Genomic DNA, 21,029 nt, shown 5'->3' with positions numbered 1-21,029 from the left:
CACGATTTTTATGGCAAGGGCCTACAAACTCTTATTTTCAGCTCGCTTCTGTACAATTCGTTACATAGCTCACCAACTTGCTATGCAGTATCTGTAAACTATGTGACAGCAAAGTGAAAAATAAATGACAGTTTGATGACGAGGTGTGATTGGATAACGCTCAGTTTTATTTTGCTTTTTTACTTAAGATAAAAAAATGGAGCCGAAAGGCTCCATTTGTTGCTTAGATAATCAAATTATGATTCTAACGCAGCTTTAATTTTTTCAGCTTGAGCTTTAATCTTTTCTTGATCGCCCATTTGTGCAGCATGTTTGCCTAACTGATGAACATTGGTCGGAATGAGGTGGAAATGGATGTGCGGAACAGTTTGTCCAGCAGCAGCTCCACTTAATTGCATTAAGATAATGCCATCTACGCCAAGCGCTTGTTCCATTGCACGTGCAATTTTTTGTGTGACCTGAATGGTGTAAGCAGCAGTTTCGGCTGGAAGATCGAGCAAGTTTACTGCTGGAGTTTTAGGAATGACTAGGGTGTGTCCTTCAGCTTGCGGCATGATATCCATAAAAGCAAGAACCTGATCATCTTCATACACTTTGATTGCAGGAAGCTCTCCACGTAGGATTCTTGCAAAAATATTTTGATCATCGTAAGCCATAATTATTCCTTTAACAGTCTCCATTTAAGGAGGTAATTTAGTTGTTATTTACAATTTAATTCTTTCTGACGAGCTTTGATTTCGTCAAGACGTTGCTGTTCTTTGTCTGAAAATTTCGGTTTGGTGGTATAGCAGTTGTCATTACCAAACTTTGCTTTTGCTTCAGGGTCTTTAAAACAGAAACCTTTAGATGCATAGATCACATCATGATCATTTTTGAGTTTTTGACACTCTTGCTCTGGCGTTGCAGCCAAAGTATTTGCACCAATAAGGGTAGATAGACCAGCAAGACAAGCAATAAGCAACTTACTCATAAGAGTTTCCTCATGGTTTGTAACAGTGTATGTTTAATACTTATTACAATATTGGGTTTAATTTGTCATCTTCAATGGCAATAAATTACTCTAACGTAATTCTGTTTAACATGATAGATAAAATTTATATGTATCAATAGTTTTGTAAAGTTAAATTGATAACAAAGGGCTAATTTTTTGTTGCAATTGTATCTAGTCGTTCTACGGCATGTTGCGTTATTTGTAAATTGATTGCGCTAAAATTCTTTAGTCATTTAGGGTCTGTAAAGTCACAATGAAATTCAAGTTATTATGCTCATTGGTAAATCGAGTCCAATTCAAAAATGACTTAAATATAGTGGGTTAATTAGTCAATTTTGTATTTAAAATTTTTATAACTGAGTAATATTAATAAATTAGAAGTAAAAGGTAACTATATTATTTTATTGACGAATTAGGTGCTTGGATGTATTCATAGTGAGATTCGTCACTATGATAAAACGCTTATTGTAAGATCAAGGGGTTAGATTACTTTCTTTGAATATGAGATTTCAATGAAGAAATAAAGTCAGAATGAAAAATTGGGTTCTCTGGAATGTCTAGTGAAATTTCAAAATTCATAGACATTCCAGAGAACCCAAAATACTTTACGATATGAAATAAAAATAAGTATAAGTTATTTATTTTAAATAGAAAAATCACTCTAACGTAATTTTGCTCCAAGATTCATATAATTTTACTGCACTAGAAAAATCACTTTCTGCAGGTGAAAGATCACTTGCTGCTTGTATGAGACTTTGTGTCAATGCAATTACAGGTGCTGAAAGTTTAGCATCACGGACTAAATCTAATGCTATTCCAGTATCCTTTGCCAATAATGGCAAAGCGAAGGTAAGAGGAAAGCTACGGTTTAAAACGCGTTGGGGTAAGACGGTCTCAGTCACTCCACTTTTACCACTGGATGCATTAATGCAATCCAGTGCTTCACCCAAATTTACACCATGTGCTTTTAACGTGGTAAAGCCTTCGGCAACAGAACAGAGATTAACCGCAAGAAGCATGTTATTCACAGCTTTCACAGCGAAACCAGCACCTGAGTTACCCACATGCTTAATGAGTTTTCCAATCGCTTGCAAGGCAGGGAGGGCTTTTTCGAATGCTTCAGCATCACCACCTACCATTATGGTTAGTGTGGCATTTTCAGCTCCAATGGTTTGACCACTTACAGGGGCATCTAAGAAAGTCACTTGTTTTGTCTGTAAAGCGTCTGCCAGATTTTTAGCGGACTCTGGTACACCACTTGTACAATCAATCCAAATACTGCCTGCTTTTAACTCTAATCCAGAAATAAGCGCTTCAACATCTTGGCTGGTTGGAAGGCAAGAAAAAATGATGTCTGCCTGAACTGCATCTTGTAAAGAAACAGCAAGGGTTCCATATTCAGTTGCATGTTGTTCGGCTTTGGAAAAATTACGATTCCAAACAAAAACGGTTTCAAAATGTTTAGGGAGATGAGCTGCCATGCGATAGCCCATAGCACCTAAACCGATAAAAGCAACTGAATGAATCATAATTTTTCCTTTATATCTTTGTCGATCTTTGTTCTAACCACGAAGTAAGTTTGGGCCAAAATTGTTCAGCGCTTGCCTTGTTTGACATTAAGCCCAAATGCCCTCCAGGGATAAGAGTAAACGTGACATCTTGACTGTTTGTCAATTCACATAATGGTTTTATTGAAGCTTCAGTAACGAGTTGATCGGTTTGACCTGCACCAATCAACAAGGATGAAGTGATTGAATTTAATTTGATTTGTTTATCTTCAAGTTGAATAACCCCGTGTTTGAGTTCATTCTTTAGCCAAATTTTAAAAATCATGTCTTGGTTAATACCACCAGGATAATCAATCATATTATTGAGAAACTGGCTAATGGTGGCATTTTCACTGATGGTTTCCAAATCATCCAAGTTGTTCAAAAGGGTTTTATAACTTGCATACCAACCTTTAGGGTCCAGAATTTTAAAACCAATTGAATTTAAGCGCCCTGATGTATGAGTAAATTTTTTTGGAATATTGGTAGAAAACAAGAGTTGATTGAGTGTTGTATTTTTTTGGACCAGCCGATACATATTTTGATTCACTTTGCCAATGAATCCAGAAGCATAACTATCAATAGGACTGCCTAAAACAATTAAGTTTTTTACAAAATTAGGCTGTCGCAAAGCGCTATAAAGTAAAACAAAAATGCCTGCCATACTCCAGCCATGCAGTGAAATTTGCTCAGATTGAGCATGACTGCGGATCTTGTTAATACAGTCAGGGAGTGCGTAGTCAACGATGGTAAGAAAATGAATATGTCGGTCACGAAAGCGAAACTGCTTCCATTCAACTAAATACACATCAAAACCTTGATTTTGAAAATGCTTTACTAAAGACCGATAAGGAAACAAATCATATATCGCCATATTAATGGCAAAAGGGGCAACAAAAACCAGCGGTTCTAGATAACGCTTTGAGACAGATGGATAGTAACGCACTTTAGCATAATCATTGTGTGCGACAATTTCATAAGGTGTACTTTCAGACAGAATAAGTGAATGTTGCTTAAAGACGCGTGTAGATAAGTTTTTAAGTTGGATTTTCTGACTGGCGATCCGTTGTTTTAGTTTTGTTGTCGCGGGCATATTTATTGACCTACTGGAAGATTTGCTCGAAGTCTAAACGATAATTTTATATTTTACCTTGACCTGAAATGCCGTAGACGCTCAAAATGTTGGCAATTATTCACAAAGGCAGTTCTGAGAACTGAATCGTAGAAATGAGCCAATACGACGACATCGAATATCAATTAGACACTTTAGCGATTCGTACCGGTCACACACGTACTTTTGAAGGTGAGCATAGTGAGCCAATTTTTCTAACATCTTCTTTCGTATGCGAAAATGCAGCAGATGCGGCAGCCAAATTTTCAGGACAAATTGAAGGTAATACTTATTCACGTTATACCAACCCTACTGTACAGGCATTTGAAAAACGTTTAGCTGTATTAGATGGTGCTGAACGTGCAGTGGCAACCAGTTCTGGTATGGCAGCAGTTCATGCTGTGACTTTGGCTTATTTAAAAGCGGGTGATCATGTCGTGTGTTCACGTGCTGTCTTTGGTTCGATCATTTCGCTGTTTGAAAAATATGTCATCAAATTTGGTGTCGATGTAACATTTGTAGACTTGGAAGATTTAGACGGTTGGAAACAAGCGATTCGTCCCAATACACGTCTTTTATTTATTGAAACACCATCAAACCCATTGGCTCAAGTGGGGGATATGCAGGCGATTGCTGATATTGCCCATGCACATGATGCTTTATTTGCAGTCGATAATACTTTCTGTACCCCAATTTTACAGCAACCAATTAAGTTTGGCGCAGACCTGATTATCTATTCATCAACGAAATATATTGATGGTCAAGGTCGTGCTTTAGGTGGTGCGGTTGTGGGTAAGGATAAATTGGTTGAAGAAATTAACGGTGTTATTCGTACACTCGGTAATTCTATGAGCCCGTTTAATGCGTGGATCTTCTTAAAAGGTTTAGAAACATTAAGTTTACGCATGAAAGCACATTGTACTAGTGCACAGAAATTAGCAGAATGGCTCGATGCGCACCCAAAAGTTGAAAAAGTGTATTACGCGGGTTTACCAAACCATGAAGGGCATGAACTGGCGAAGAAACAACAATCTGGTTTTGGTGGTGTGGTTTCTTTTGTCGTGAAAGGCGAGCGTGAAGGGGCTTGGACGGTTATCGACAACACTCGCTTCTTATCGATTACCAGTAACTTGGGAGATGTTAAATCAACGATTACCCATCCTGCGACTACATCGCACGGCAGAATGTCGGCTGAGGCTAAACAAGCAGCAGGTATTCGTGAAGGTTTAATTCGTGTTTCTGTTGGTTTAGAAGATATTGATGATATTATTCGTGATATCGCACGTGGTTTAGACTTAATCTAATTTTTAATTTTATGTTCGGAGATTTTTATGAACATTAATATGCTGATGCAACAAGCACAACGCATGCAAAAAGATATGGAAGTTAATCTTAAAAAAGCCAAAGAGGAGCTTGCACAGACTGAAGTTCATGCGGAAGCAGGCGGTGGTTTGGTTAAGGTGACTATGACTTGCCGTAATGTAGTGAAGCGCATCGAGATTAATCCTGAATTGTTGCAAGATGATCCAGATATGATTGAAGACTTGATTGCGGCTGCAATGAATGATGCTGCACGTCAGGCAGAAGTTATTTCTGAAGAGCGCTTAAAAGGTGCGAGTTCGGGTATGGGCTTGCCACCAGGCCTTGCGGGAATGTTCTAATCCCAAGTGGTTGCTTACCTCCCTTTTTAGGGAGGTATTTTTATATAGGAATAACCGTGTTTAGTGATCGATTTGAACAATTGGTTCAAGCTTTAAGAATTTTACCAAGTGTGGGGCCAAAGTCTGCACAGCGTATGGCGTTGCATCTGATTATGAAAAATCGGGAAGGTGCAGTGGGTTTAGCCCATGCTTTGACAGAAGCGACAAATCATATTCATGAGTGTTGTGTTTGCCATTCACTCACAGAAGAAGAAGTGTGTGATATTTGCCTATCAACAGAGCGTGATGACCAGCTATTGTGCGTGGTTGAGTCTCCAGCAGATGTCATGGCAATTGAGCAAAGTGGAAGTTTTCGCGGGAAATATCATGTTTTAGGTGGACATTTGTCACCACTGGATGGTATTGGACCAGACGAAATTGGTATACCGCATTTGGTGCATCGCCTAACAGATGGCAAAATCACAGAAGTGATTCTTGCAACCAATGCGACTGTTGAAGGTCAAGCAACCGCGCATTATCTGGTTGAAGCCTGTAAGCATCTGCCAGTACATATGACAAGAATTGCACAAGGTGTACCACAAGGCGGGGAGCTTGAGTATGTAGACAGCCACACCTTAAGTCAGGCTGTACATAACCGGATGCGCATGAAATAAGTGAATACTTGTTTCATGTTCACTTTAGAGAGATAGTCCTTTAAATTTTGAATATTATTTTAACGATTGGTATATTTTATAAAAATCAATGATATAAAAAAAATATCAATAAACAGGTAAATAGAGCTTATACACTAAAATTTAACTAATTCTTTAGCAGAAAATTAAAATTTTTATAGATAATTGTTATATATAAGGTAAGATACCTTTTTAGAGAATCTATTCCTAGACTCGGCAGTATGTTTCAGTTTATTCAGCACCAAACAGATTTAAATAACTTTTTGTCCATCATGGATCAAAATTCCATTTATGGGCTTGATACAGAGTTTATTAAAGTGGATACCTTATGGCCAAAGCTTGGGGTGTTCCAAATTAACGTTGCTGACCAAGTCTATTTGTTAGATGGAACAACTTTAGATTTAAGTGGGTTCTGGAAAAAAATATTTACTGCGCAGTTGAATGTGTTTCATGCTTGTGGTGAAGACATTGATTTGATTTATCATTACGCACAAGATAAGTCACTGAGTAATGTGTTTGATACCCAAATAGGGATGTCATTTTTAGGTCATGGCTTGCAAGTCAGTTATCAAAATGCACTGAAGCAAATGCTCAATGTAGATATTGATAAAGATCAGACCCGTTCAGATTGGTTGGCACGTCCACTGTCGCCTGAACAACTCAATTATGCTGCGAATGATGTGCTGTATATTATGGCATTGGCACAAAAAGTTAGATCTGAGTTGCAAGAAAAACACTTGTTAGATTTTGCTCAGGAAGACTGCCGAAATCTGACCTATGAAATTGGTCAAGAAACTCCACTGACTTTGCTCTATCAAGATATTGGAAATTATCGACATTCACGCCGTGAACTCATGCAATTACAGCAATTGGCAGTTTGGCGTGAGCAGATGGTTAAAGCACTAAATCAACCGCGTAGTTTTATTCTTAAGAATTCAAGCATGATTGATTTGGTTGAGAAGAATCCAAAAAATCATTTCCAATTGTGCAATATCAAAGATATTCGTCAAAATATTCTACGTGAGCACGGGAAAACTATTTTAGATTTATTGAAGTTTTTACCAGCTCAAGAAGAATGGCCATTACGTATGGCACGCCCAATCCGCCACTCGTCTAAAGAAATTGGTAATAAGGTCGATGCGGTCATTCAAAATGTGGTGAATGAAACAATGGTTCCGAAGGAAGTCTTACTGCGTAAAAAGTGGCTCAATGCTGTGTATCAGCATGTTGTGTCTGGGCGCGCTGAACAAGATTTACCAAATTATTTACTAGGATGGCGCTATGAGCTTTTGACCAAGCCGCTCATTCAAGTATTACATGCAGATCAGCAATATTTATCTACACAAATGAAAATTGCACAATAGCCACTCAAATTTGTTTAAAGAATTGACACTTAGACAAATTGACGACTGCTGCGTTAATAATCATTACTGAATCAGATTATTTTTTGTTGTATGCTTGGCGCTGTGTTTTCTAAGTTAAGTAATGTTCCAAGCATGCATTGTTCAATCTATAAATCGAGCAAAAAAGACGAGATGTATCTTTATGTTGCTCATCTTCCTTCTGAAAATGATGCAGAAGCATCTAATCCATTAGACGTTGTTCCAGAAGCCTTACGTATTGCTTTTGGTCGCGCGACGTTTGTTATGCATATCGAGTTGACCGAGACACGCAAGTTAGCACGTGTGAATGTATTACACGTGATAGATTCGATAGAAACTAATGGTTTCTTTATTCAAATGCCACCAGAAGGGTTAATTAACCCGAATGCAGTAGCGCCAGAAGGCTTACGTGGTGCTTAATTTTTTTCAGGAGTTGTACTATGAATAATTTTCTTTCAATTTTAGACACAATTCCTGAAGATACGATTGCAGTCAGTGTGTATTTGCTAGGCAGCATCATTATTTTATGGTGCTGGTATGCAATCGCGAAGCGCCTACCAAAACCGTTTGGTGGGATTAGTTGGGTGGTTGTTTTTGCTGTCATGTTGACACCAACGGTTTCTGAAGGAACAAATGCTTCGATTGCACCTGCATTTTTTGGTCTAATGTTTGGCATACTGACTAAAGAAAACCCGCTCATCTGGTTTAATTTATCTGCAATTTTATGTGTTCTTGGTTTAGGGTTGATCGTGGGCTATTGCTGGTCTAAATATAGTGATAAACGCGGAATTTCTGTAGTTAACAAGAAAAGTTCACCACTTTAAATAAAAAATAAGGTTATCTTATGTCTGTTGATGCTCAACAATTTACGGGTACAAGTCAGTACATCGCGACTGATAGTTTAAAGCTTGCAGTGAAGGCTGCACGTGCATTGCAAAAGCCATTATTGGTTAAAGGGGAACCAGGAACGGGTAAAACTTTATTGGCAGAGCAAGTGGCAGAAAGCTTGGGTTTAAAACTCATCACATGGCACATCAAGTCTACAACCAAAGCACAGCAAGGTTTGTATGAGTATGATGCGGTTTCACGCCTGCGTGATAGCCAGTTGGGAGATGACCGTGTCTACGACATTAAAAACTACATTAAACCCGGTAAATTGTGGGAAGCATTTACCAGTGAAGAACGCTGTGTGTTGTTGATTGATGAAATTGACAAGGCAGATATCGAGTTTCCAAACGATTTATTGCACGAACTCGATAAAATGTCTTTCTTTGTGTATGAAACAGGCGAAACCATTACCGCGACTCAACGTCCAATCGTCATCATTACTTCAAATAATGAAAAAGAATTACCAGATGCATTTTTGCGTCGCTGTTTCTTTCATTATATTGAGTTTCCTGATGAAGCAACCATGCGTGAAATTATTGATGTACATTTTCCGCAGGTTTCAACTGCTTTAGTGAATGAAGCACTTCAAGTTTTCTTTAAATTACGTCAGGTTCCAGGGCTAAAAAAACCGCCTTCAACCTCTGAATTGATTGATTGGTTAAGCCTGTTGATGGCAGATGATATGCCAGAAGATGTATTGCGTAACCATGATAAATCTAAAGCGATTCCACCGTTGTATGGTGCATTGATTAAAAACGAGCAAGATGTACAGTTGCTTGAGCGTTTAGCCTTTATGTCGCGTCGCTAAAGGAGAAACACGCATGTTTGTGCGCTTGTTTTATACCTTACGCAAATATGGTGTGCCTGTATCTACACGAGAACTCATTGATCTGAATGAGGCGGTCGCATCAGGCTTGGTATTTGCCGATCAAGAAGAGTTTTATCAGCTTGCCAAAACCATTATGGTGAAGGATGAGCGTTTCTTCGATAAATTTGATCGGGGCATGAAAGACTACTTTGATGGTATTTCTACTTTTAATTTGGATGAATTACTTAATCAAGTTCAGCAATTGCCCAAAGATTGGTTTGATCTAGAATTATTAGAAAAGCATCTCACACCAGAACAGCGTGAAGAGTTGAAAAAAGCGGGTTCCCTTGAAGAATTGATGAAAATGTTGGAAGAGCGATTACGCGAACAGCATAAAAAACATCAAGGTGGAAACAAGATGATTGGTACAGGAGGGACTTCTCCTTTTGGTGCTTACGGAGATCATCCTGAGGGTGTACGCATTGGTGGACCAGGGCGGAAGCGTTCCGCAGTAAAAGTTTGGGAACAGCGCAAATACCGTAATTTGGATGATGAGCAGATTTTGGGGACACGTCAAATGCAATTGGCATTACGCCGTTTGCGTAAGTTTGCTCGTCAAGGTGCTGCCGAAGAACTGGATATAGATGGCACTATTAAAGAAACTGCCAAACAGGGCATTTTGGATGTTCAATTGGTGCCTGAACGCCGTAACCGCGTTAAAGTCTTGATGTTGTTTGATGTGGGTGGCTCAATGGATTCTCATATTGCACAATGTGAGAAATTATTTAGTGCAGCAAAAACAGAATTTAAAACACTCGAGTATTTCTATTTTCATAATTGTTTGTATGACTATGTATGGAAAGATAATGTGCGTCGCTCCAATACACGCATGAACACATGGGATTTATTCAATACTTATGGTCGTGACTATCGTGTAATTGTGGTAGGTGATGCAAGTATGGCACCTTATGAGCTGAATTCAGTAGGTGGTTCTGTTGAATATATGAATGATGAATCGGGGCAGGTGTGGCTACATCGCTTACGTCAGCATTTTGATAAAACGGCATGGCTAAATCCTGAAGAAGAAAATTACTGGCATTACACGCAAACCATTGGTGCAATCAAACAGATTTTTGAACAGCATATGTATCCGATGACCTTAAAAGGGGTAGAGGATTTAACCAAATACTTAGCACGTTAAATATTTTATGTTTCTAAGCAAGTATTAAGTATTTGATAAATAATAAATGTGATAAAGGGGGAATAAGCGATGAATCATCAAATTAATGGGGTAGATTTACCCAATGCTGAAGGTTTTTTTGGACCTTATGGTGGTCAATTTATTCCTCCACATCTTAAAGAAGCAATGGATGAAATTAACGTGGCATATGAAGAAATTCGTCATACGCCAGAATTTCAAAATGAACTTGCAGATTTATTTGCAAATTATGTTGGTCGACCGAGTCCGTTATTTCACGCCAAGCGTTTGTCTGAGCAATTGGGTGGTGCGCAAATTTATTTAAAGCGCGAAGATCTGAACCATACTGGCGCACATAAAATTAACCATTGTCTTGGTGAGGCATTGCTTGCGAAGTACATGGGTAAAACCAAAGTCATTGCGGAAACAGGCGCGGGACAACATGGTGTGGCTTTAGCTACGGCTTGCGCTCTAGTTGGAATTCCTTGTGAAATTCATATGGGGCAATTGGATATTGAGAAAGAACATCCAAATGTTGTGAAAATGAAGATTCTTGGTGCAAAACTGGTTTCGGTTACGCGTGGTACAGCAACCTTAAAAGATGCTGTAGATAGTGCCTTTGAGGAATATCTAAACGATCCGAAAAACTATATTTATGCGATTGGTTCTGTCGTGGGGCCACATCCATTTCCAAAAATGGTACGTGATTTTCAAAGTATTATTGGTAAAGAAATTAAAGTACAAACTCAAGACCGTTTTGGAAAAAATCCTGATTATGTTGTTGCTTGTGTAGGTGGTGGTTCTAATGCAATCGGTGCGTTTACAGCATTTTTAAACGATACAGATGTAAAATTGGTGGGTGTTGAGCCTGCTGGTCATGGTTTGGATACAGCTATGCATTCAGCGACCTTAACATTGGGTAAACCAAGTCAAATCCATGGTATGGCATGTTATGTATTGGAAGATAATCAAGGTGAACCATTACCTGTGCATTCAATTGCTTCTGGTTTGGACTATCCGGGCGTGGGACCACAACATAGCTTCCTTAAAGATTTAGGGCGAGTTGAATATACAACAGCAACGGATCAAGAGTGTTTAGATGCGTTTATGACTTTGTCACGTGTTGAAGGAATTGTACCTGCACTAGAAAGCTCACACGCAGTCGCATGGGCATTACGTGAAGCACCCCAATTACCCAAAGATGTGAAAATCGTGGTGAATTTATCTGGTCGTGGTGATAAAGATTCTGATTATGTTGCAGACAAACTTGGTCTAAATTAAAGCTTAAATTTTAAAAGGTCAGCATATGCTGACCTTTTTTATATATTGACCTATATTTCATTATCCAGAAATATATTGTTGTAATTGCTCAATCAAGTTTTTCTGATCTGCCATTGCTGCTTTTACTAAGTCACCAATTGAAATTAAACCAATCAGTCGTTCGTTCTCAACCACAGGCAAGTGGCGTAGATGGCGATCAGTCATTAACTCCAAACAATCTTCTATACTGGTGTTGGTTGTTACGGTCAATACAGTTGCAGTCATAATTTCATTCACGCTGGTGGAAGAAGAAGTTCGTTCCAGTAAAGCGACTTTACGCGTGTAATCACGTTCAGAAACAATACCAACGACTCTTTCGTCTTGTGTAACGACTAAAGCGCCAATGCCTTTGTCCGCCATAAGTGTAATTGCTTCAAATACGGTAGAATCTGGACGAATTGTAAAAATTGACTGTTCGGATTTATCTTGAAGGACTTGTGCAACTTTAGTCATATTATTCATCTCTGATGTTGTTTATTGTTTGACTTTTAACTTAACTTGAAATATGCAAAATGCAAATACCTGAAGAGTCATAAATTGCATAAAATTAAAAAAATTAGGTGTCAAAGGGAACACCTAATTTAATTTGCTTTAAAGTTGGTCTTATGTGGGTTGAAACTGTAGATCAGCAAAGAAAAAATGGCGCATTTGCTGAGTGGTCAGTTTAAATTTTTGGCTAGAAGAATTACATAGTGCAGGAATGACTTTGAGCCGAGTTAAAGTTGGCAATAATGATTTTTGAAAATCAGCAGGTGTAATCCTGCGAGGGGTATAGCTTGGCCAATGTACTTCGGCATATTTATGTGCTTGAACGCTATTCATCCAGAACGGAAAAATAAAATCATCTTGGTCGGACATGATTGCCCAGCCTTGATTGTATAAACCCCATAACACACCGCAGTACATCATGGATTTAAGAATAGTAATTTTAAAGAATAAGTCTTTTGAGATTGGTTGTAATTGACTAATTTGTTTCATATTGGACAAACGTTGTGAAGTCATGAGTTATTGTAAAAAGGTTAGGTTAAATTTCAGTGTAAGCTTTGCGAAAAATCGTAAGTAAATATGTTTTTTGAAAAATAAAGCTCAAAAAAAAACGCCACCTAAGTGACGTTTCATTATGCTTGCATCGTGGCCATCTTTTGCCAGTACTGAGCTTTAAGAGAATCACGTTCTACACGAAAACCTTGATAATAAAGTTCAGCTAAAAACATTGCTGCTTTACCATGACCTGCACGGGCAGCGTCTTCCAACTGTAAAACTGCTTCTGAAAAGTTCATTTGCGATTGAATAGTGTTTACCGCGTTAGCATACACATGTTCTAATTCATGATGAGAAATTTGTTGAATCATAGATAACTCCTTATTGTAATTATGATTGCACAGCTAGACTTTTATAGTCTTCATACTAATTTAACTAAGTATTATTAAACTAATATTACATATTAGATGAAAAGTCAAATAACAGATGGGGGTTGCACAAATAAATTCAAGTTACATGATTAAACAATAGTCAAAAAGTTTTTTTATTATTATGGATCTACAGGATACTGTAATTAAAAGGAGAATAATATGACAAATACAATAGATGGTTTTACTTTTGATTTACCACTGAACGCGGAAAAAATTATTGAATTGGCTCACTATCATCGTCAACAATTAGATGAGGCCATTTTTCACAATGAAATTCATTTAGGGGAATATTGTTTGGCTCAGCGTAAGCGTGTGTATGATTTTACGCGAACACTGGAGCCACAACAGCGTGTTGAATTTTATAAAATGTACGATGGGGAACTGCGTAGAATTGCAGATGATGAGGACTTGCATCCTGCGGATGCAGAACATGGTGTAGGTGTATTTACCATTGTACTGGCATTAGCGTTTATTGCTTTTATCCTTTATTTTGCTGTAGTCCGTAATATTATAAGTGCTTAAGACAGAATTTGCCCATTTTTAGCCAGTTGAGGTTAAGACTGGGCAAATAAACTTGAGATTCTTTAGTAGCCAACCTACACTACCTACTCATTCGAGGTAGTGTATGCATAGCGCAAAGCAAAAAATTATTCATTTTTTTGATCAGTTTAAATTAGAGAATTTATATTATTTCTTGGTCGTATTAATTATTGGTGCGATTGTTTTTTTTGCTACTTTTGCCTTATTTAGACCTGTGACACCAGAGCAATATCATCAAATTAAACAGTTATCTCGGCAAGCATATTATCCTTCTACTCAAGATATGGCAGATCAACTTTTGTATAAGCATCAGGTGACCATAGGTCATTACTTGAAATTGATGCGGGCATATCATACAGAGAAGAATCAGGCAACGGAGCTTCCTCCTTTGGCGGATGATACTGTTCGCCCATTTTAGGAAGTGTCGTTTTGGGTGTAGCTAATTTCTTACTCGTGTTTAAGTTTTCTTGCAAGATGTGTTCTAAGGTAGATTTATCTAGGTTTTTGCTGAAAATTACAAGGGTGAGTCGATCTGGATGTAAATGCTTTCGGATCGCGTTTTGCACTTGAATAGCGGTTAACTCATTTAATTTTTCACTGTAGCGATTTAAGTAATCAGCAGGTAAATGATAAAACCCCATAGCACCTAACTGAGCATTAATCGTGGCGTTGCTACTATAGTGATTTGGAAAAGCTCGTATCATGCCTAATTTGGCTTGTTCAAGCTGTTGTTCATCAATTGAAGTATGGATGAAATAGACCAAGGCTTGATGTGCAATCTGAATGCTTTCTAACAAATTTTCCTGTTCTGTTGAATAGCCTAAGCTAAAGGGGCCTGCTGCTTGCATGAAATTAAAATTACTATATGCACCATAGGTAAGACCTCGTTTAACACGGAGTTCTTGATTCAAAATGGAATTAAATCCTCCTGTTCCAAATATGCGATTAGCTACTTGAAGTGCTAAATAATCTGGATCATCACGAGTCGTTCCGATTTCGCCCATGACAACATGTGCTTGGCTTGATGCATAAGGGATATGCCGAATATTAAAATCTTTACGCATAATTGGAGTAGGTAGTGGCTTTGCTTTGCTGCCTTCAGGTAATTGTTTCGCTATTTTTTCTGACAGCTTTAATGCGTCTTTCGGATTTAATTGTCCAGTAATTGCAATGTTCAAATTATTACGGACTAAAAATCGCTTACGAAACTCAATCAAATTTTCAGGCGTGATGCGTTTAATGCTGGCTTGAGTTCCTGTAACTGGTTCGGCATAAGGGTGTTTGCCATATAAAGTACGGTAAAACACAATATTTTTCATACGATCTGGATTTTCTTTTAATTGCTTTTGCCCTACAGCGGTATTACTGAGCATTAAATCAATACTTGGCGTCTTAAAAGTAGAGTGATTCAACACTTCAAGTATCATTGCCACTGCGGGTTGTAACTTTTCAGGATCGGATAAGGTTCTTAATTTAATGATAAACATATCTCGATATGCAGCCACGCTGAACTTAGCTCCAACACTTTCAAAAGTTGAAATAATTTCCTGTGCTGTGTAGTTGGTTGTTCCTTCATCCATAAGTTGTGCGGCCATATTGGATAAACCATAAAGATTAGTGCCAATTTCAGAGTCTCGTGCTGAACCTGCATTAAATGTCAGTTGAATGTCGATTATCGGTAAAGTTGGCGATTCCACAAACAGTGATCGAACATGAAAGCGATTATTCAGTTCGTGTACGAAGGGTGCGGTTTGATGTGGATTTTCCTGAATATTTTTTAGGCTTTGTAGCCGAGAAATTGAGCTGAACTCGTTTGTTGTTTCTGTATTTTGTATAACCTCTGCGAAACTGGCAGGTAAAAATAAAAAAGAAGTGATGATACATAAATGAAATTTCCACATTTGCTTCTCCATGGGTTATTTTTGTTGTTCAGGAAGAATGTGCATATTGCTTAGATTTTTTGGGTTGAAATAGATATTGGCTACGCGCCGGATATCTTCTGGGGTAACAGCTTCATAATGTTGTTGTAATTGCTCAACTAATTGATAACTCAAACCATTCACTTCCAATATTCCAATCATTCTGGCTTGTCCCGCAATATCATCTTGGCTGTAAATCAAATCAGCCATATATCTTGTCACTACACGATTTACTTCATCATCAGATACAGGGCTGTTTTTTAAATTTTCTATTTCAACCAATACAGCTTTTTCAATCTCCTCCAGTGAAACGCCTTCTACAGGTAAGGCAGTAATACTAAAAAGGCTATCACCACGATTATATGGATCATAAGAGGCACTGATTGAAGTTGCTAACTTTTGATTGCGTACTAAATTTTTTTGAAGACGAGAAGTTATACCGCTATCCAGTATATTTTTGATAATAACGAGTGCATAGACATCTTGTGGATTTTTTGCGGTAGCTAAAGAGTGAACATTCCAAGCCAAAAGGAGATTTGGAACTTGTACAGGAAGTTTAACCTCCATGTAGCGATAGCCAACATTTGTATATTCCTGAACTTCATTTCTTTGAGCTAATACTTTTGCTAGAATAGCAGAAAAGTATTGTTTTACTTGATGAAGTGTTTGCTGGGTATCTACATCACCAACAATAACTAAAATAGCATTATTCGGAGCATACCAGTCTTGATACCATTTTTTAAGAGAGTCTAATTGAAGGGTATTTAGATTCTTCATATAACCAATTACAGGTTGCCTGTAGTGACTGGTTGGGTAAGCAATCCATTTAAACCGCTCAGATGCGAGAGCACGAGGATTATCATCGGTTCTTTGGCGCCGTTCCTCCATAACAACTTTAATTTCAGTATCAAAATCTTGTTGTCTGAGCAGTAAATTACTCATCCGATCAGCTTCTAATTCCAATGCTAAAGCTAAAAAGTCTTTTTGGTAGAGTTGATAATAGTAGGTGTAGTTGGTAAAAGTTGCAGCATTCACACTCCCACCATACAGTCGACTTAAACGAGTAAATTCATCATTGGGTACTTTGATTGTGCCTTTAAACATCATATGTTCTAAGGCATGCGAAATACCCAAAAGATTCCCTGATTCATCACTGCTACCAACAGCATACCAAATTTGCGTCATGACCATAGGCGAGCGATGATCTTCGCGGATTATGACTTTAAGCCCATTGTCTAAAGTATATTTTGAGGTTGAGGGTGTTAGATAATTTTGAGGTTTTGCATAAACTGGACAAATGCAGATCAATATGGCTAAGAGTATAGCGGGTTGTTTTAGGCGTTTATTATTATTTTTGCCAAACACTTAGGAAGCTCACAAACCTTGGTATTTAAATTCATTCTTAAGAAAATCATTTGTAAATGCAAGGTAAGGGTGTAGCTTTTTGTAGCTGATTTACACGATACGGCAAGATAAGGAAAATCCTTATCTTTTATGCTAAAATTATTAACTTTTAACGCGCTGCTTTTCAAAGGATTCGGCATGCAACAACAATCTACTGGGCAAAATAAATTTTTGATTGATGCTGATATTGGGGATGACGATGTAACTTTACCAAGTTTACCTGCGGTAAATGTGCCCATTATTGAGACTCCAAAAGCTGAAGAAACTCTTACTCCAGTTCAAAAAACTTCCGATGAGCAAACTGTCGAAAAGTCAACAGGCGGCTTTTTTAACCGAATGAAAGAAGGGTTAACCAAAACCCGTAAAAACTTTGCCGATGGTATGGTCAATATTTTGATCGGTGGCAAAGAAATTGATGATGAACTCCTTGAAGAAGTTGAAGAGCAGCTTTTAGTTGCAGATATTGGCGTAGATGCGACCAAAGCAATTATCGCTAATTTAACTGAGCGTACAGCGCGCGGCGATTTGATTTATTCGCATTCTTTATATAAAGCATTGCAAGAAGAATTGGTTAACTTGCTGGCTCCGCGAGTTAAACCCTTGCATATCGATCCAAACAAAAATCCATTTGTGATTTTGGTCGTGGGTGTAAATGGTGTAGGTAAAACGACCACTATTGGTAAATTGGCTAAGCGTTTGCAAGGTGAGGGTAAAAAAGTCATGCTTGCGGCTGGGGATACTTTCCGTGCAGCAGCAACCGAGCAATTGCAAATTTGGGGTGAGCGCAACAATATCGCCGTGGTTGCTCAAGGTCATGGGGCAGATAGTGCTTCTGTCATTTTCGATGCTTTTGAAAGTGCACGTGCGAAAGGTGTAGATGTTCTGATTGCCGATACCGCAGGACGTTTGCATAACAAAAGTCATTTGATGCAAGAATTGACGAAAGTTAAGCGTGTTATGCAAAAAATTGATGCCACAGCACCTCACGAAATTATGTTGGTGGTAGATGCAGGTACAGGTCAAAATGCAATTAACCAAGTAGAATTGTTTGATGAGGCTGTTGGTCTTACAGGTATTACGATCACTAAATTAGATGGAACAGCAAAAGGTGGTGTTCTGTTTAATATTGCAAGTCGCACTCATGTTCCAATTCGCTTTATTGGTGTTGGTGAGAAAATTGATGATTTACGACCGTTCTCGGCAAAATCATTTGTAGCTGCTTTATTTGAAACAGAAAAATAAAAAGCAGTCTATTTCACATAAACTCCGCAAAGTGCGGAGTTTATCTTTTTTAGGGTATTTAGTTGATTTAAAAGAGAACAGTCTTTCTAAAGTAAATGGTTATTTCCCAGAAATTTGGCGTTAGAATAAAATCCTTAAAAAAAATATGTGTATTTGGGTTTTACGGGGTAATCAATGGCACTATTAGATAAACTTAGCCAAGTGCTAACAACTGAAATTACAACGGACTTAATTTTTAATAGAAAAAATGAAACTGATTCAAAGGAATCGGATTATCTTCAACAATTACAACAACGCCAATCCATACAGAAATTAGGTAAGAACCTAGCATATGATCAAGCATATTTAAGCGAGTTGATTCATGCCGCTGTTTTAAGTTGCCCATCGGCAGTGAACATGAAAACCACACGTATTGTTATTCTATTTTCCAAAGCACATACGGAATTTTGGCATTTGGTTCAAGAGATTCAAAAAACACAAATACCTGAACACTTATTTCCAGCAATTGCAATAAAGATTCAGAAATGCAACGCGGCTTATGGAACAGTTTTATTTTTTGAGGATCAAACAGCCATCGAAAACTTGCAAAAGAATTCACCTTTAAATTCAGCAGAATTACCATTGTGGTCAGAACAGAGTTTAGGAATGGCGCAATATGCAGTTTGGATGGCTTTAGCAGAAATAGGAATAGGAGCGAACTTTAATTATTACAGTCCGTCAATTGATTACAAAGTCGCTCAATACTTTAAAATAAGTACAAAATGGAAATTGCAAACCCAACTGGTATTTGGTTCTGTCGAACAAGATGCTGAGTATGTTGATGCTACCAAGAAAGAAGCAGAATTTTTGGTTTTTAAGTAAAAGAATAAACAATATTGTTTGATCTTTAATAGAGTAAATCTTGTAATATATTGAACGTTCTAAATATAAAACAGACTGTCACAATGATAGGTCTTTATATAATTTACAAAGGACTTAAGATATCCCTAAGTCAATTGAGATATAACTCTCTATTTAAACGAACAAATGAATGAGGAAAAAATAATGGCATTCTTGGATCATATGAAAAAACGCCGTACAATTTACGCAATTGGAAAGAATGTAAAGTTGGAGCAAGCTGAAGTTGAGCAGCTTATTAAAGATGCTGTACGTGAAAGCCCATCAGCTTTCAACTCTCAAACCTCACGCGTTGTTAGCTTGTTTGGTCAATCACACCATAAGTTCTGGGAAATTGTACGTGAAACCTTACGTAAAATGGTTCCAGCAGAAGCATTCGAAAATACAAGTAAAAAAATAGACAGTTTTTCTGCGGGTTACGCTACTGTTCTTTTTTATGAAGATCAAGATGTTGTGAAATCATTGCAAGAGCAATTTGCACTATATGCAGATAACTTCCCTGTATGGTCAGAGCATTCATCAGCAATTGCCCAACATGCGGTTTGGACAATATTAGCTGAACATAATATTGGTGCATCCTTACAGCACTATAATCCTGTGATCGATGCTGAAGTTGCAGCAACTTATGACATTCCAAGCCATTGGAAGCTACGAGCGCAATTGGTGTTGGGTTCAATCGAAGCACCGGCTGGTGAGAAAACATATTTAGACGATAACATTCGCTTTAAAACATTTAACTAAAAGCCTTTACCGCAGTCATCTACATTGATGATTGCGGTATCGTTAAATGATCAAAGCTCTATATTTAAGTATATACAAGATGTACATTCGGACGTTCCTCTCGACCAAATGCCAATATCATCTATTGTGTAAAGCATATAAAAATAAGTTAAAGAAATCGGTTGCATTTCAAAAATGACTTTGTCATAAAATTGTCATTTATAACTTGCATAGTGCAACTAAAATTTAACAATGAATCAAGAGAAGGCAAAATGGCTTTACGTTTAACATTTGCTACAGCGGCTTTAATGGTGAGTAGTTCGGTATTTTCTGCGGTTACAGTCACAGCTCCAGAAGCAATCAAGATTCTTGCGGTAAATGATCAAGAAGTGAATACAGGGTTATTCCGTTCAGAAAATAATGCCTATAAATTAGATGCGGGTAGTTCAGACATTAGCGTTCGCTACATTCAGTATTTTGAACATATGTCTGGTGAGCATGATATCGTTAAATCAGGTGTTGTTACTTTAAAAACCCCAAGCCTTCAAGACAATGAAACTTATCAACTAGCTTTAATCAATGCACCAAAAACATTTGAAGATGCAAAAAAATACGCACAGCAACCTACAATCGCGCTTTTAGATAAAAAGCAACAAATTTTGGTTCAGCAAACTGGTGCAAATACAGAACAAAAACCATGGTTAAGCCGTAGCATGTTTGGTGGGGCATTAGATTTAACACAAAAGAATTCTACGCCCGCCAATCAGCCGCCAGCTGTATATACACAGCCTTCGACACCACAAGTTGCGACAAATACCAAGTCAAATGCTATCACTGTAGATCAACAATTAATTGAACTATGGAAAAAAGCAAATAAAGTAGAACGACAAAAATTCATGGGTTGGGTGGCTGAACAAACAAACTAAGCTATTTCCAATATAAATGAACTCAGTATATGTATGTGTACTGAGTTTTTTTGTATAGCAATCTGTAAAAATGCGCTCTGATGCTAAATTTAGTGTTTTAAATGGTCGGTTTGATTAATTACTAATCGCTTGGTGGCGTATTCCGCGATTATTAGTTAAAAGTGCTTGCACTCATACCAAAACTCTATAGAATGCACCCCATACCGACGAGATAGACGGAAACGAACGAAGCGCGAAGCGCTGAGTTGTTGAGTTTATCGAAGTCCAGCTTCTAGCACTGACGAGGTGTTAGAAAGATCATTAAGAGATTATGAAGAACAACTTGTGTGGATTTTTACTGATTGATTGATCGAAATTATTTTCATTGATTGATGGTAGAAATTACTCGAAGT

Annotated in this window: 23 protein-coding genes; 14 read left to right on the top strand and 9 right to left on the bottom strand. The window is 37.7% G+C overall.

All coding sequences use genetic code 11. The annotated features are described in order from the left end of the window. Positions 1 to 236: 236 nt before the first annotated feature. From DCO44_RS08120 to DCO44_RS08105, 4 genes are all read right to left on the bottom strand, one after another. On the bottom strand, positions 237 to 656 hold the full coding sequence (locus tag DCO44_RS08120; RefSeq protein ID WP_116760811.1) for an HIT family protein: 420 nt from the start codon (positions 654 to 656) through the stop codon (positions 237 to 239). A 44-nt stretch (positions 657 to 700) separates the two neighbouring features. Further along, positions 701 to 970: a YARHG domain-containing protein gene (locus tag DCO44_RS08115; protein ID WP_016166286.1), complete on the bottom strand. Its 270-nt coding sequence runs from the start codon at positions 968 to 970 to the stop codon at positions 701 to 703. A gap of 677 nt (positions 971 to 1,647) precedes the next feature. Continuing rightward, positions 1,648 to 2,520 (bottom strand): NAD(P)-dependent oxidoreductase, encoded by an 873-nt coding sequence (locus DCO44_RS08110; RefSeq protein ID WP_116760809.1) that lies wholly within the window; start codon positions 2,518 to 2,520, stop codon positions 1,648 to 1,650. A gap of 10 nt (positions 2,521 to 2,530) precedes the next feature. Further along, positions 2,531 to 3,631 carry an alpha/beta fold hydrolase gene (locus tag DCO44_RS08105; protein ID WP_116760807.1) on the bottom strand — a complete coding sequence of 367 codons (1,101 nt, stop codon included), beginning with the start codon at positions 3,629 to 3,631 and terminating at the stop codon, positions 2,531 to 2,533. A 134-nt stretch (positions 3,632 to 3,765) separates the two neighbouring features. On the opposite strand from DCO44_RS08105, the gene DCO44_RS08100 reads away from it, so the two are divergent. From DCO44_RS08100 to trpB, 9 genes are all read left to right on the top strand, one after another. Further along, a complete protein-coding gene (locus DCO44_RS08100; RefSeq protein ID WP_116760805.1) occupies positions 3,766 to 4,953 on the top strand; it encodes an O-succinylhomoserine sulfhydrylase in 1,188 nt (395 codons plus the stop codon). Positions 4,954 to 4,980: 27 nt separating this feature from the next. Continuing rightward, complete coding sequence (locus tag DCO44_RS08095) at positions 4,981 to 5,310, top strand: YbaB/EbfC family nucleoid-associated protein (protein ID WP_116760803.1); 330 nt, start codon at positions 4,981 to 4,983, stop codon at positions 5,308 to 5,310. A 56-nt stretch (positions 5,311 to 5,366) separates the two neighbouring features. After that, positions 5,367 to 5,963 (top strand): recombination mediator RecR, encoded by a 597-nt coding sequence (gene recR, locus DCO44_RS08090; RefSeq protein ID WP_116760801.1) that lies wholly within the window; start codon positions 5,367 to 5,369, stop codon positions 5,961 to 5,963. Positions 5,964 to 6,202: 239 nt separating this feature from the next. Then, positions 6,203 to 7,345: a ribonuclease D gene (locus tag DCO44_RS08085; protein WP_116760799.1), complete on the top strand. Its 1,143-nt coding sequence runs from the start codon at positions 6,203 to 6,205 to the stop codon at positions 7,343 to 7,345. 132 nt (positions 7,346 to 7,477) lie between these two features. Next, the gene (locus DCO44_RS08080; protein ID WP_116760797.1) at positions 7,478 to 7,783 is read left to right on the top strand and encodes a YcgL domain-containing protein; all 306 of its coding nucleotides are present in this window, start codon (positions 7,478 to 7,480) and stop codon (positions 7,781 to 7,783) included. A gap of 20 nt (positions 7,784 to 7,803) precedes the next feature. Beyond that, complete coding sequence (locus tag DCO44_RS08075; RefSeq protein ID WP_116760795.1) at positions 7,804 to 8,187, top strand: hypothetical protein; 384 nt, start codon at positions 7,804 to 7,806, stop codon at positions 8,185 to 8,187. Positions 8,188 to 8,207: 20 nt separating this feature from the next. Further along, positions 8,208 to 9,059 (top strand): AAA family ATPase, encoded by an 852-nt coding sequence (locus DCO44_RS08070; RefSeq protein ID WP_116760793.1) that lies wholly within the window; start codon positions 8,208 to 8,210, stop codon positions 9,057 to 9,059. Between the two features lie 13 nt (positions 9,060 to 9,072). Continuing rightward, on the top strand, positions 9,073 to 10,260 hold the full coding sequence (locus tag DCO44_RS08065) for a vWA domain-containing protein (protein WP_116760791.1): 1,188 nt from the start codon (positions 9,073 to 9,075) through the stop codon (positions 10,258 to 10,260). 69 nt (positions 10,261 to 10,329) lie between these two features. After that, positions 10,330 to 11,538 carry a tryptophan synthase subunit beta gene (gene trpB / locus DCO44_RS08060; RefSeq protein WP_116760789.1) on the top strand — a complete coding sequence of 403 codons (1,209 nt, stop codon included), beginning with the start codon at positions 10,330 to 10,332 and terminating at the stop codon, positions 11,536 to 11,538. Positions 11,539 to 11,598: 60 nt separating this feature from the next. On the opposite strand, the gene DCO44_RS08055 is transcribed toward trpB, so the two are convergent. From DCO44_RS08055 to DCO44_RS08045, 3 genes are all read right to left on the bottom strand, one after another. Next, positions 11,599 to 12,030, bottom strand: a complete 432-nt coding sequence (locus DCO44_RS08055; RefSeq protein WP_116760787.1) for a CBS domain-containing protein — start codon at positions 12,028 to 12,030, stop codon at positions 11,599 to 11,601. A gap of 150 nt (positions 12,031 to 12,180) precedes the next feature. Next, a complete protein-coding gene (locus DCO44_RS08050) occupies positions 12,181 to 12,555 on the bottom strand; it encodes a DUF2750 domain-containing protein (protein ID WP_116760948.1) in 375 nt (124 codons plus the stop codon). A 140-nt stretch (positions 12,556 to 12,695) separates the two neighbouring features. Further along, entirely contained in the window at positions 12,696 to 12,929 is a 234-nt protein-coding gene (locus DCO44_RS08045) for a hypothetical protein (RefSeq protein WP_016166270.1), read from the bottom strand. Positions 12,930 to 13,148: 219 nt separating this feature from the next. Between DCO44_RS08045 and DCO44_RS08040 the strand changes: the two genes are divergently transcribed. After that, entirely contained in the window at positions 13,149 to 13,511 is a 363-nt protein-coding gene (locus DCO44_RS08040; protein ID WP_116760785.1) for a hypothetical protein, read from the top strand. Positions 13,512 to 13,801: 290 nt separating this feature from the next. On the opposite strand, the gene DCO44_RS08035 is transcribed toward DCO44_RS08040, so the two are convergent. Both DCO44_RS08035 and DCO44_RS08030 read right to left on the bottom strand, forming a co-directional pair. Beyond that, a complete protein-coding gene (locus tag DCO44_RS08035) occupies positions 13,802 to 15,430 on the bottom strand; it encodes a M16 family metallopeptidase (RefSeq protein ID WP_228157531.1) in 1,629 nt (542 codons plus the stop codon). 15 nt (positions 15,431 to 15,445) lie between these two features. Continuing rightward, entirely contained in the window at positions 15,446 to 16,756 is a 1,311-nt protein-coding gene (locus DCO44_RS08030; protein WP_416224523.1) for a M16 family metallopeptidase, read from the bottom strand. Positions 16,757 to 16,990: 234 nt separating this feature from the next. On the opposite strand from DCO44_RS08030, the gene ftsY reads away from it, so the two are divergent. From ftsY to DCO44_RS08010, 4 genes are all read left to right on the top strand, one after another. Further along, entirely contained in the window at positions 16,991 to 18,094 is a 1,104-nt protein-coding gene (gene ftsY, locus DCO44_RS08025; protein ID WP_116760944.1) for a signal recognition particle-docking protein FtsY, read from the top strand. Positions 18,095 to 18,268: 174 nt separating this feature from the next. After that, positions 18,269 to 18,955, top strand: coding sequence for a nitroreductase family protein (locus DCO44_RS08020; protein WP_116760781.1), 687 nt, complete (start codon positions 18,269 to 18,271; stop codon positions 18,953 to 18,955). Between the two features lie 183 nt (positions 18,956 to 19,138). Then, positions 19,139 to 19,732: a nitroreductase family protein gene (locus tag DCO44_RS08015; protein ID WP_116760779.1), complete on the top strand. Its 594-nt coding sequence runs from the start codon at positions 19,139 to 19,141 to the stop codon at positions 19,730 to 19,732. Between the two features lie 251 nt (positions 19,733 to 19,983). Continuing rightward, positions 19,984 to 20,637 carry a DUF2057 family protein gene (locus tag DCO44_RS08010; RefSeq protein ID WP_116760777.1) on the top strand — a complete coding sequence of 218 codons (654 nt, stop codon included), beginning with the start codon at positions 19,984 to 19,986 and terminating at the stop codon, positions 20,635 to 20,637. Positions 20,638 to 21,029: the final 392 nt, after the last annotated feature.

This window comes from Acinetobacter sp. AM (assembly GCF_003105055.1).
GTDB lineage: Bacteria > Pseudomonadota > Gammaproteobacteria > Pseudomonadales > Moraxellaceae > Acinetobacter > Acinetobacter tibetensis.
This window is presented reverse-complemented; position numbering and strand designations above follow the sequence as displayed.

Bases quoted from the DNA above. Each gene is read 5' to 3' on its own strand.
- DCO44_RS08120 (WP_116760811.1), bottom strand. From the start codon at position 656: ATGGCTTACGATGATCAAAATATTTTTGCAAGAATCCTACGTGGAGAG.
- DCO44_RS08115 (WP_016166286.1), bottom strand. From the start codon at position 970: ATGAGTAAGTTGCTTATTGCTTGTCTTGCTGGTCTATCTACCCTTATT.
- DCO44_RS08110 (WP_116760809.1), bottom strand. From the start codon at position 2,520: ATGATTCATTCAGTTGCTTTTATCGGTTTAGGTGCTATGGGCTATCGC.
- DCO44_RS08105 (WP_116760807.1), bottom strand. From the start codon at position 3,631: ATGCCCGCGACAACAAAACTAAAACAACGGATCGCCAGTCAGAAAATC.
- DCO44_RS08100 (WP_116760805.1), top strand. From the start codon at position 3,766: ATGAGCCAATACGACGACATCGAATATCAATTAGACACTTTAGCGATT.
- DCO44_RS08095 (WP_116760803.1), top strand. From the start codon at position 4,981: ATGAACATTAATATGCTGATGCAACAAGCACAACGCATGCAAAAAGAT.
- DCO44_RS08085 (WP_116760799.1), top strand. From the start codon at position 6,203: ATGTTTCAGTTTATTCAGCACCAAACAGATTTAAATAACTTTTTGTCC.
- DCO44_RS08080 (WP_116760797.1), top strand. From the start codon at position 7,478: ATGCATTGTTCAATCTATAAATCGAGCAAAAAAGACGAGATGTATCTT.
- DCO44_RS08075 (WP_116760795.1), top strand. From the start codon at position 7,804: ATGAATAATTTTCTTTCAATTTTAGACACAATTCCTGAAGATACGATT.
- DCO44_RS08070 (WP_116760793.1), top strand. From the start codon at position 8,208: ATGTCTGTTGATGCTCAACAATTTACGGGTACAAGTCAGTACATCGCG.
- DCO44_RS08065 (WP_116760791.1), top strand. From the start codon at position 9,073: ATGTTTGTGCGCTTGTTTTATACCTTACGCAAATATGGTGTGCCTGTA.
- trpB (WP_116760789.1), top strand. From the start codon at position 10,330: ATGAATCATCAAATTAATGGGGTAGATTTACCCAATGCTGAAGGTTTT.
- DCO44_RS08055 (WP_116760787.1), bottom strand. From the start codon at position 12,030: ATGACTAAAGTTGCACAAGTCCTTCAAGATAAATCCGAACAGTCAATT.
- DCO44_RS08050 (WP_116760948.1), bottom strand. From the start codon at position 12,555: ATGAAACAAATTAGTCAATTACAACCAATCTCAAAAGACTTATTCTTT.
- DCO44_RS08045 (WP_016166270.1), bottom strand. From the start codon at position 12,929: ATGATTCAACAAATTTCTCATCATGAATTAGAACATGTGTATGCTAAC.
- DCO44_RS08040 (WP_116760785.1), top strand. From the start codon at position 13,149: ATGACAAATACAATAGATGGTTTTACTTTTGATTTACCACTGAACGCG.
- DCO44_RS08035 (WP_228157531.1), bottom strand. From the start codon at position 15,430: ATGTGGAAATTTCATTTATGTATCATCACTTCTTTTTTATTTTTACCT.
- ftsY (WP_116760944.1), top strand. From the start codon at position 16,991: ATGCAACAACAATCTACTGGGCAAAATAAATTTTTGATTGATGCTGAT.
- DCO44_RS08020 (WP_116760781.1), top strand. From the start codon at position 18,269: ATGGCACTATTAGATAAACTTAGCCAAGTGCTAACAACTGAAATTACA.
- DCO44_RS08015 (WP_116760779.1), top strand. From the start codon at position 19,139: ATGGCATTCTTGGATCATATGAAAAAACGCCGTACAATTTACGCAATT.
- DCO44_RS08010 (WP_116760777.1), top strand. From the start codon at position 19,984: ATGGCTTTACGTTTAACATTTGCTACAGCGGCTTTAATGGTGAGTAGT.